The sequence below is a fragment of the Rhizobium sp. SVR5-9E genome, assembly GCF_056755095.1.
The window spans coordinates 1-11,304 of sequence record NZ_JBNDHS010000143.1 but is presented as its reverse complement, the minus strand read 5'-3'; the positions used below and the strand labels follow the sequence as shown (position 1 = coordinate 11,304).

Sequence of the window (11,304 nt, the reverse complement as noted above, 5' to 3'; positions counted from 1 at the left end):
TGCAGCACGTCGAGGTTCTGGTCGATGCCGCGGGCCACCAGGCTGTCGAGCTGCTTGTCGCGGAACGCCGTCCACCAGGTGACCGTCGCAACATCGCCGATGTTCTTGGCGCCACCCTCAGCAAACTTGCCCGGAAGCGGCATCTCGGGGGGCGTATGATCCGGCCCGACCACGCAGCCGGCTAGCAAAAGCAACAATGCCGGTGAGGCAATACGGAGAGATACCATTCATTTCTTCCTGTAACTCGACCAAGTCTAAATTCTTGCCAAAAGCGTCATGCTTTGCCGTCGGCTGCGCTTCGTCCCAACGAGATACACCATGCCGAAGCAGTCGGCCGCAATGTAGCAACGACTCATTCATTCTGGCAGTGCATTTTTATCACACTCACGCCTCAATTTTTCGCTCGGCGCGAGAAGATGCGACGGATCACGACAAAGAAGGAGGGCACAAAGAAGATGCCGAGTGCCGTCGCTGAAAGCATGCCGCCGAGAACACCGATGCCGATGGCGTTCTGCGCTGCAGAACCGGCGCCGGTGGCGACCGCCAGCGGGACGACGCCGAGGATAAAGGCGAGCGATGTCATTATGATCGGTCGCAGACGCAGCCTTGCTGCTTCCAACGTCGCTTCGAAGAGTCCCATGCCGGTTTCCATGCGGTCCTTCGCAAACTCGACGATCAGAATCGCGTTCTTCGCCGCCAGACCGATGGTCGTCAGCAGCCCGACCTTGAAGTAGACGTCGTTCGCCTGCCCGAAGAGGGTCGCCGCAGTCAGCGCTCCGAGCACGCCGACGGGCACTGCCATGATGACCGAAAACGGGATCGACCAGCTCTCATAAAGTGCTGCAAGGCAGAGGAAGACGACGAGCACCGAGATCGCGTAAAGCATTGGCGCCTGCGAGCCGGAGAGGCGTTCCTGATAGGAAATGCCCTGCCAGGCGACCGTGTAGCCGCCGCCGAGCTGCTCGGTGAGCGCTTCCATCTCGTTCATGGCATCGCCCGAGCTGACGCCGGGTGCCGAGGCGCCGTCCAGCGGAATCGCGCTCACCGCATTGAAGCGGGCAAGCGTCGGTGCGCCCCTGACCCATTCCGTCGTGGTGAAGGCCGAGAAGGGCACCATTTCACCCGCGCTATTTCGGGCATACCAATGGTCGAGATCGGTCGGCTGCATGCGGAAGGGTGCGTCGCCCTGGACATAGACCGGCTTGATCTCGCCGTTCAGGGTGAAGTCGTTGACGTCGCGGCCGGTAAAGATGACCGAGAGCATCGAATTGACCGCGGCGATATCGACGCCCATGGCGCCTATCTTTTCCTGGTCGATCAGAATTTTCATCTGCGGCTCGACTTCTTTGTTGTTGCTACGAAGCGCAACCACCTTGCCGCTGGCATTGGCCATCTGGATAAGGCGTTTGGAAGCCGCGTCGAGCGCTTCCGTGCCGTGTCCACCGGTATCAACGAGATACATCGAGAATCCGCTGGAGACACCGAGCCCCTGGATCGCCGGCGGCAGCAATGCGAAGACCTGCGCTTCGCGGAAGGTGAAGAAGGTCTTCAAGGCACGCGTCACGACCGCCTGCGCCTGCAGGTTGGGGTCTGTGCGCAACGAGAAATCCTTGAGCTTCGTAAACACGATCGCGCTGTTCTGGCCGGAACCGTTGAAGCCGAATCCGAGGGCGCCGAAGACCGAATCAACGGCATCCTTTTCGTTCTCGCGGTAGTAGTTCTCCACTTTCTCCACGACGGCCTGGGTCTGTTGCGTTGTCGAGCCGGGCGGCGTCGTGATGATCGTCAGCAGAACGCCCTGATCTTCCTGCGGTAGGAACGAGCTTGGAAGGCGGGTGAAGAGATAGGCACAGCCCGCGCCGATTAGCAGGAACACGAGCATGACGCGGATCGGGCGTTTCAACAGATAGCCGATCGTGCGGACATAGCCGTTGGTGGAGCGGGTGAAGTTGCGGTTGAACCAGTCGCCGAGGCGACGCTTCTTGTGTTCGTCGACCGGCTTCAGCATGGTCGCGCAGAGCGCCGGCGTCAGCACGATCGCCACGATCGCCGAAAGCAGCATGGCCGAAACGATGGTAACCGAAAACTGACGGTAGATGATGCCGGTGGAGCCGCCAAAGAAGGCCATCGGAATGAAGACGGCCGTCAGAACGAGCGCAATGCCGACAATGGCGCCGGTGATTTCGCCCATCGACTTTTCCGTCGCCTCGAGCGGCGACAGCTTTTCCTCCGACATGATGCGCTCGACGTTTTCGACGACGACGATGGCGTCATCGACGAGAAGGCCGATCGCAAGAACCATGGCGAACATCGTCAAGGTGTTGATCGAGTATCCCGTGATCGCAAGGATGCCGAAGGTTCCAAGCAGCACGACGGGCACGGCAATGGTCGGGATCAGCGTCGCGCGCAGGTTCTGCAGGAAGATCAGAAGAACGACGAAGACCAGCGCGATCGCTTCGATGAGGGTGTGGACAACCTTTTCGATCGACAGCTCGACAAAGGGCGTCGTGTCATACGGATAGGTGATCTCGACGCCTTCCGGCAGGCCGCGGCTGATCGTGTCGAGTGCCGAGCGAACGCGTGCAGCGGTGTCGATGGCATTGGCGCCGACCGCGAGATTGACGGCGAAACCGGTCGACGGCTGGCCGTTGTAGCGCGACGAGCCGCCGTAGCTTTCCTGGCCGATTTCGATGCGCGAGACGTCGCTGAGGCGGACGGTCGAGCCGTCCTTTTCCACTTTCAGGATGATTCGTTCGAAATCTGCGACGGTTGTCAGCTGGCTTTGAGCCGTGATCGTGACGTTCAGCTGCTGGCCCTGGACGGCCGGCTGCGCGCCGAGGGAGCCCACGGACACCTGCGTGTTCTGCGCCTGGATGGCCGACGTCACGTCGCTCGGCGTGAGCTGGAACTTCTGCAGCTTGAAGGGATCAAGCCAGACGCGCATGGCGTAACCGGAGCCGAAGATGTTGATGCTGCCGACGCCTTCGAGCCGCTGGATCTGGTCTTCGATCTGATTGGACAGGATATTGCCGAGGTCGACAGAGTTCCGCTTTCCGTCGGTTGAAACGAGCGAGCCGACCAGCAGGATGCTGGAGGTCGATCGCGTCACGCTGATGCCGGCATCGATGACGTCGCTCGGGAGCTGGGACTGCACGAGCTGCAGCTTGTTCTGAACCTGAACCTGGGCGATATCCGGGTCGGCGCTCGTGCCGAAGGTGAGCGAGATGCTGGCCGAACCGGTCGACGAGGTCGATGTCATGTAGGTGAGGTCGTCGAGCCCCGTCATGCCATCTTCGATGATCGTCGTAACCGATTTCTCGACGGTTTCAGCACTCGCGCCGCGATAGCTGGCGTTGATGCGCACCGTTGTCGGTGCGATGTCCGGATACTGCGAGATCGACAGCGTGAAGATCGCGAGCAAGCCTGCGAGCATGATGGTGATCGCAATGACCCAAGCAAAAATCGGGCGTCGGATGAAAAACTTGGCCATCAAATTATTCCTGTGCGGCGGGCTCTCTGTTCGAGGCGGTCGCGTTTTTACTGTACGGCCGGCTTCTGAGCGTCACCGGCTCCTGCCTGTTCGGCAGCCACGACCACACCGCTTTCATTGATTTTCATGGGAACCGGCTTCACCGGCATGCCGGGGGCTATCGACTGGAGGCCGCTGACGATCAGCTGATCGCCATCCTTGACGCCGTCGGTCACGAGCCAGGAATTGTTGGAAGGGGAGGCGTTTTCGAACGCGCGTGTCTCGACCTTGCCGTCGGCGGAAATGAACTGCGCCGTCAGGCGGCCATTCGCGTCGCGGCTGGTGGCAAGCTGCGGCAGGGCATAGCCGACCTCGGCGCCGAGTTCGACGGTCGCGCGGACATACATGCCCGGTAGAACGACGCGATCCGGATTCGGGAAGAGCACGCGGATGATGAAGGTTCCAGTCGTCTCGCTGACGATCTGCTTCGACATATCCAGCTTGCCCTTCTGGTTGTATTCCTTGCCGTTTTCGAGGATCAGGCGGAAGACGGCATTCGCTTCGCTCTGAACTGCGCGCGACCTCATGGCATCACGCAGCTTCAGGAGATTGGTGCTCGATTCCGTCAGCAGGATGTAAATCGGATCAAGCTGACGGATCGTCGTCAGCGCCGTGGTCTGGTTGGCGGCAACGACGTTGCCGACGTTATAGGCCGTCTGGTCGATGACGCCGTCGAACGGGGCGACGATCTTCGTATGGTCGAGATCGATCTGGGCTGAGGCGAGGGCGGCTTTGGCCGATTCGACTTCGGCATGCGCCTGGAGAAGGGTGGTCTTTGCCGTTTCGAATTCGATCTGCGTGGCGCCGCTGCCGACAAGGCGTTGGTAGCGGTCGAAATTGCTCTGTGCGCTTGGTACGCTCGCTTCGGCCTTGGCGATCGCCGCTTTGGCCTGCTCGACCGTCGCAACGTAGGGCGAGTCTTCGATCTGATAGAGAAGGTCGCCCTTCTTCACCTCGCCGCCTTCCCGAAAGGCGATTTCGCGAATGATGCCGCTGACCTGCGGGCGGATATCGGCCGTTTGGTAGGCTTCGGCCCGTCCGGGAAGGATCGTCGTAACCGGGAAGGTGTCCTTCTTCAGGGCGATGACGCCGACCGGTGCTGCCTGCTGTGCAGCACCCGCCGGGCCGGCTCCGCCCCCAGCCTGCTTGTTGCCGCTATCGTTGCAGGCGGCGAGCAGGCCACCAAGCGCCAAAACCGAAGAAATGATGAAGACACGCCGTATCATGCTGCTTCCCTTGCGATTGGGATTTTGGATCGATCATCGGCCCCGGCGCGCGCTGCTTCAATACAAAAGAGCAGGATTTTCCGGAATCACATGCCATCGACCGAGCTTAAGAAAAGATTTCTGAAGTGACGTAATTTATAAATCGTCACTTAGCAAGCGCTATTTCGCAGCGCAATATCCACGAACCGGACGATTTCCTCCGCTCTCTGGATAAGTGTGTTCTTGTCGTCCTGGACGATCAGCACGGGGTGCAACACCGATGCGAGGACATCGGCAACAGTTCTGGCGGCGCGCTGCGGATCACGGCATTTATAGCGGTCCGAGCTTACGCCTCGGCGGATGATTTCCTCCAGCTTCTGTTCGATCCGCGCGCGATAGCGGTTGCCCGCCTCGAGCTTCGACTCGATCGTCGTCAGCACCATTTCGAAGATGTAGGGATTCTGTTGAATGTCCTGCAGGTGGCTGTCGAGAAGCCGTAGCACGAAACGGAGGAGTTGCTGTTCTGGCGGAAGATCCTCGTCGATCGAACCGAAACGTTCGGCAGCATTGGCAAGGTGCCGCTCTGCAATGGCATCGACCAGCGCCGTCTTCGAGTGAAAATGCTTGAAGATATTAGCTGGCGACATGCCAAGGGCGGAGGCGATGTCGGCGATCGATACGGCAAGGAAACCGCGCTGGCGGAACAACGACTCGGCCATCGACAGAATGTCTTCCCGCGTCTCCTCGGCCTTGCGCCGCGGCCTTCGTGCCATTCGTTTCCCCTCCGGTCCGTCGACCAGCTCCCTTCTGCAAATGCTAGTGCCTTCCGCCGAAAGCCCGCAAGCGCGGAGCGGCTCGCGGGCGGATCAGCGTCTTAAGGGAAATAACGTGCAAGGTTGCTTCGGACACGGGCAAGCGGGGTCTCACCGCTGTCGTCCGGAACGAAAGGCTGCGCCGTAATCGCCTCATAAGCCTTGATGTACACCTGTGAAGTCTGCTCGATCAGATCCGCCGGTATCTCGGGGATCGCATCCTTGTAGGGATCGCAGCGCTCGGCCACCCAGGCCCGGACGAAATCCTTATCGAAGCTTGCCGGACGGGTGCCGCGATCGAAGGCTTCCGGGTAGCTGTCGGCAAGCCAGTAGCGGCTGCTGTCCGGAGTGTGGATTTCGTCGGCGAGGATAATGTTGCCGTTCTTGTCCGTTCCGAATTCGTATTTGGTGTCGACTAGGATGAGGCCGCGCTTGGCCGCCATCTGCTGGCCGCGCGCGAAAAGCGCAAGCGCGTAGCGGGAAAGCGTTGCCCATTGCTCCGCGGTGAGCAGCCCGCGGCTGACGATTTCATCAGGTGTCAGCGGCTCGTCATGTCCACCGTCGAATTCCTTGCTCGTCGGTGTGATCACCGGCTCGGGCAGAAGCTGGTTGTCTCGCATGCCGTCCGGCAGGCGCATGCCGTACATTTCGCGCTCGCCCTTCTTATAAAGAGTGAGGATCGATGTGCCGGTCGTGCCGGCGAGATAGCCGCGAACCACGATCTCGACGGGCAGGATGTCGAGCCGCTTGCCAATAACCACGTTCGGGTCCGGGTAAGCGATGACGTGGTTCGGGCAGATGTCCTTGGTTGCTTCGAACCAGTAGCGGGCGGTTTGCGTCAATACCTGGCCCTTATAGGGAATGCAGGTCAGGATGCGGTCGAAAGCGCTCAGACGGTCGGTGCTGATGATGATGCGGCTGCCGTCCGGAAGATCGTAGTTTTCGCGCACCTTGCCGCGATAGTAGTTCGGCAGTTCGGGGAAATGGGCTTCGGAAAGAATTCGCACGGGCTCAACAGTCCTTCTCACTCGGGTTGCCCATGCTCTAGTTTCATTGGGAGGGATGTCAAGTAAATGGCGCTTAAAGCCAGATCAGAGCGATAAGAAGCAGAGTCAGGAGATAGGATACGACAGCCAGCGGACCGCCAGCGCGCAGAAAGTCGGAAACGCGGTAGCCGCCGATGCTCATCGTCAGTGTATTGTTGTGGTGGCCGAAGGGTGTCAGGAAATCGAGCGATGCGCCGGCGGCAACCGCAATGAGATAAGCGCCCGGGGAATGATGTGCTGCTTGGGCAAATTCCAGCGCAATGGGACTGAGCACGATGGCGACAGTCGCGTTGTTGACGAAGGGCGTGAGCGCCATGGCAATGAAGAGCAGGAGGGCAATTCCGGCCAACGGCACAGATATCGGCACGATCAGGCTCAGCCACGCTGCGAGCATTTGGGCGGTCCCGGTCGTCGCCACAGCCGAGCCGATCGGGATCATTGCCGCCAGCATGATGATGATAGGCCAGTTGATGTCTGCCATGCCCTGGCGAATGTTGAGGTAACTCAGCAGTGCAAGGACCAGCACGACACCCGCGAAAGCGATGTCGGGAGGGGCGAAGTCGAAAGCAGAAAGCGCAACGCCGCACGCGAAGACGACCATCGGCAGCCAGGCGTTCGACACGGCGTCCACCGAAGGCTGCGTTGCGAGCGGAAGGCATTCGCACTCATCGAGCGCCTCCGCGACCGCTTCGCGCGAGCCTTCCAGCAGAAGGATATCGCCGATCGAGAGCTGCAGGTCGTCAAAGCGGCCTTCGATGCGCGGCGAACGCATGGAAAGGGCGGCGACAAGAATCCCCCGGCTTCTGAAGACTTCCAGCGAGCGAATACGCGAGCCGACGAGCGTACTCTCCGGCATGACGACGGCTTCTATCCGCGCGAAGTCCGGCTGCAATCCATTCGGATGGCTTTCCGCCACGAGCGCAGCGGAGGCGGCGAGATCGGCAAAGACCATCTCGGCACCTTCGGCGAGCAGGGTATCACCCGCTTCGATCCTGGACTGATCGAGCGGACCGAAAACGAATTTCCCGTCGCGGATCAATGCATGCGGCTGGATCGCAAAGAGGCCGGGACAGTCGACAAGCCTCGTACCGACCAGCGGCGAGCCCTCGGGAATGCGCCGCTCCGTCACGACCTGACGCGCGGGCGCGGCGAGCATGGGCTGGGCGTCTGCTTCCGCAAACAATCTCCGTGCGAGAAAAGCCATCACCAGAATTCCGGCAACGGCGACCGGAAGGCCGACATAGGCAAAATCGAAGAAGCGAAATCCGGTGCCCGTCGCTTTGGCCAATGCATCACTGACCAGTAGATTGGCGGGCGTGCCGATGAGAGATACCAGGCCGCCCAGAAGTGCTGCAAAGGAAATCGGCATGACGAGCTGGCGCCCGGGGATCTTCATGACGGCACTGATGCGCAGCGTGGCGGGCAGCATGATCGCGAAGGCGCCGATATTGTTCATGAAGATCGAGATGAAGCCGGTAATTGCCGAAAGGCTGGCGATGACCGTGAAGCCGGAACGGCCGGAGGCGGCAAATCGCGCAGCAAGCTTATCGAACAGCTTCGCGTGGGCGAGAACCTGAACGATCAGCAGGACTTCGACGACGGTAATGACAACGGGGCTGGCGAAACCGGCAAACACCTGATCCGTGGGGTAGAGCCCGAGCAGGTAGCCTGCGATCAGGCCGCCGATCGCTACGACCTCGATGCGGATACGGCTGAGCGAGAATAGAGCAAGCATCGCCGCCAGAAGGATCAGCAGTGATGCTTGCTCGAACGTCATGGGCGGGCTCGCGTTTCAACGGTCAGCGAAATGTAGTTAATCGTGCGAGCCTGTACAGAGATGGCGGGAGGAAAGGTCGAGCAAACCTCAAAGTCAGGCGGCTGCACGCCAACGACCCTCTGCCGTTCTTTCGAGTATGGGTGTCGCGAAGACACCGATGGTGCGATCAAGCCATTGGGTGCTCTGCGACCCCAGCCTCTCACGCCAGCGATCCGATTGCAGCATGGCGGCGCCGATCGCGACCGGCTCGATGCCGCAGGCCGCCATCAATTGCAAACCGGAGACGATTGACGTGCCGCTCGAGATGACATCGTCGATCAACGCGACACGGCGGCCTACAAGCAGCGGCGGCATGCGCGGGTCTATATAAAGACGCTTCTGCTGCTCCGGCGTCGTGATCGACGAGAGGGCGACGGAGAGGTCGTCGCGGTACCAGAATTTCCGGGAAGTTCCGAACGGCACATAGCGCGCGTGCCTGAGCTTTTGTGCGACAGCAGCGGCAAGCGTCAATCCGAGCGTTGGCAGGCCCGCGATGATCTCGATGTCGAAACGTCTGATCTTTGCGGCCAATTGTTCGGCGAGCGCATCGAGGACGGCGAAGCTCGCCTGATTGATGATGAGCGAGGCGAGCGCATGTTCGCCGCCGGCAAGCACACGGATCGGCAGGCGAAGCTGACGGCCATCCGCCAGTTCGGCAACATAGAATGAGGTGAAATCGCCGTCCGCCGGAAAGCTGCCCGGTGGATGGAATTCCTGCCAAAATCATGCGGTGCCATATCGTCCATCCGCGTCAATCCCGTCTCGTCTTTTCCATGCCCGCGCGCCGCCTCAGATCGCGCAGCTCGGCCTCCGTCAAAGCGCGCACCGATCCTTTAGGCAGCTCGCCAAGTTCGAGCCCGCCGATCGCCACCCGCACAAGCCGCAGGCATTCGGTGCCGGTCGCCTCCAGCATCCGGCGAATCTGCCGGTTGCGGCCCTCGTCAAGTTCCACCTCGATCCAGGAGTTCCGGTCGCCGCTTCGCAGAAGCCGAGCTGCCGTTGCCGTCAGCACTTCGCCGTCATGCCGGATGCCGTGTGTCATCTCCGCCAGCAATTGCGCATCCATGAGGCGATTGACCTGCACATGGTAGGTCTTCGCCACGTGGGTGATCGGATCGAGCAGCGCCTGCGCGAACTCGGTGTCGTTGGTGAACAGCAGCAGACCTTCGCTTGCCTTGTCGAGGCGGCCCACCGGCGACAGATGTCGAACATCGAAATCCTTGAGACAGTCATAGACTGTCGGCCGGCCCTCCGGATCATGCCGGGTGGTCACCAGGCCGCGGGGCTTGTTCAGCATCAGGTAGATTTTCGTCTCGGCGGCAATCGCTTTGCCGTCTACTTCAAGCTTTGCGGATGAAAGATCGACCCAGGCATCAATATTCCTGACGATCTGCCCATCGACCATCACGCGGCCGTCGGCAATCAGCCGCTCGGCCTGCGTGCGGGAACAATAGCCGAGTTTTGAAAGGGCGCGCGGCAGGGTGACCCGCTTGCCGCCGGCCTCCGCGCTCGGTTTTCCGCGTTCATGCGATTTTTGCGGTAGGCGCCGCTCTCTCACTCAGCCGTCCTTGTCCGGTTGCGATGCCGTTTATTTGCACGAACGACAGCCACACGCCAGCAGGGCGGTGAACTCAGACGAATATAAAGGTGGAGCGCAGCCAACAGGATCGCCGGCAGCAATGGCCGGCTTAATCCTCGGACGGACGAGGTTGGTCTATTGGCAAGCCAGGAACCCTGCGAGTTCCTGCCGATTGACGACGACGCCGGCAGCAGCTTTCACCGGGTCTGGATGGGTGTAGGACAGGCACGGCATTTCAGGCAATTCGAGCGCCTGGCGCATATTCATAATACCGACTGCACGGCGGCCATTTGCGCTTTCGAGGCTGACTTCAACAATACAGTGCGCTCTCTTATTCTCCATAATTCATCCTCCCGTATTATTATTGTCGCTTTCCTGGCATTAAAAATTGGTTTTTCTAAGACATAAGTATTTACGGATCCTACGAAATTTCCATCCGCAGACCCTGAAATAGTCATCTTTATTGTGCGTTGCAGTAGAAAGTTAGGAAATACTAAATTCGTCCATACTAAGCCGAAAGGGCGAGACGGATTTCGCCCCTGACCGCGTCGGAAGAGACTTGAGGGCCATCAAGTACGCCCTCCGTCTTTCCTTTGGGTCAGAAACAAAATCCGGCGACCAGGTGGATGAATTCATGGGATCCTGACCCTAGTGCCACCAATAGCGGGACTGCGGCTGCCGATGATTGCTCATCATATAGCCGGCAAGAAAGCCCAGGGCTGCAGCGAAAACCAACGCCGTTGTCGTCGCAGTCGGGTGCTCGCGCGCGGCGCCTGCAGCAGCCATGCCCTCGGCCCGGATCTGGGCGACGGCGTTCTTGGCGCGGGGAAGGGTGTCCTCGTAGGCCTTTGCCGCGCGGTCACGCACTTCATAATAGGCTTCGGCTCCTTGTGCGGAAATCATCTTCTGCAAGCGCGACACTTCGCGTTGAAGTGCTGCAATGTCCTTGCTGACGGATTCACGGATGTCGTCGGTGTTGGCAGCCATGTCGGTCTCCTTTCGTTCGATGGGAGGAACACGGAAACCGGCATTTAGGTTCCGACTTCAGTTGCTCGCCGGCCTATCAGTGCTTTTTTGACGCGCGCTGTTACCGATTGTTAACCATAAATCCGGGCTTGCGGCTGATTTCGAAGATCTTTTTCGGTCGCGGTAGGGGAAATTTCGATGATTTTTGACCGCCCGATAAAGATTTTGCGCGGTGACGCGCTATGGCGGTAGGGCCTGTGAATAAACACCGTTGAAATTCCCCATAGGAATCAATCTGTTATAAAAATGTCAAAAAAGTTGGATTGGTGGTGTTGACTATGTCTGAGGGAA

The 11,304-nt window shown here is 59.8% G+C and carries 8 protein-coding genes and 2 pseudogenes; all 10 read right to left on the bottom strand.

The genetic code is table 11. The features are described 5' to 3' along the window. Window positions 1–227: pseudogene (locus tag ACPYOJ_RS32405) on the bottom strand (efflux transporter outer membrane subunit); the annotation flags it as partial. Window positions 228–391: 164 nt separating this feature from the next. Beyond that, the gene (locus ACPYOJ_RS32400) at window positions 392–3,490 is read right to left on the bottom strand and encodes an efflux RND transporter permease subunit (RefSeq protein ID WP_481419908.1); all 3,099 of its coding nucleotides are present in this window, start codon (window positions 3,488–3,490) and stop codon (window positions 392–394) included. Window positions 3,491–3,537: 47 nt separating this feature from the next. Then, window positions 3,538–4,755 (bottom strand): efflux RND transporter periplasmic adaptor subunit, encoded by a 1,218-nt coding sequence (locus ACPYOJ_RS32395; RefSeq protein ID WP_481419907.1) that lies wholly within the window; start codon window positions 4,753–4,755, stop codon window positions 3,538–3,540. A gap of 149 nt (window positions 4,756–4,904) precedes the next feature. Further along, complete coding sequence (locus ACPYOJ_RS32390) at window positions 4,905–5,507, bottom strand: TetR family transcriptional regulator (protein WP_481419906.1); 603 nt, start codon at window positions 5,505–5,507, stop codon at window positions 4,905–4,907. A gap of 101 nt (window positions 5,508–5,608) precedes the next feature. Next, window positions 5,609–6,553 carry a phosphoribosylaminoimidazolesuccinocarboxamide synthase gene (locus ACPYOJ_RS32385; protein ID WP_481419905.1) on the bottom strand — a complete coding sequence of 315 codons (945 nt, stop codon included), beginning with the start codon at window positions 6,551–6,553 and terminating at the stop codon, window positions 5,609–5,611. A 73-nt stretch (window positions 6,554–6,626) separates the two neighbouring features. After that, window positions 6,627–8,369 carry an SLC13 family permease gene (locus ACPYOJ_RS32380; RefSeq protein WP_481419904.1) on the bottom strand — a complete coding sequence of 581 codons (1,743 nt, stop codon included), beginning with the start codon at window positions 8,367–8,369 and terminating at the stop codon, window positions 6,627–6,629. Window positions 8,370–8,462: 93 nt separating this feature from the next. After that, a pseudogene (locus ACPYOJ_RS32375) lies at window positions 8,463–9,145 on the bottom strand (phosphoribosyltransferase). Between the two features lie 14 nt (window positions 9,146–9,159). Continuing rightward, a complete protein-coding gene (locus tag ACPYOJ_RS32370) occupies window positions 9,160–9,966 on the bottom strand; it encodes a pseudouridine synthase (RefSeq protein ID WP_481419903.1) in 807 nt (268 codons plus the stop codon). 156 nt (window positions 9,967–10,122) lie between these two features. Continuing rightward, window positions 10,123–10,329 carry a hypothetical protein gene (locus ACPYOJ_RS32365; RefSeq protein ID WP_168831631.1) on the bottom strand — a complete coding sequence of 69 codons (207 nt, stop codon included), beginning with the start codon at window positions 10,327–10,329 and terminating at the stop codon, window positions 10,123–10,125. A gap of 306 nt (window positions 10,330–10,635) precedes the next feature. Continuing rightward, window positions 10,636–10,974 (bottom strand): hypothetical protein, encoded by a 339-nt coding sequence (locus ACPYOJ_RS32360; RefSeq protein ID WP_168831632.1) that lies wholly within the window; start codon window positions 10,972–10,974, stop codon window positions 10,636–10,638. Window positions 10,975–11,304 lie beyond the last annotated feature (330 nt).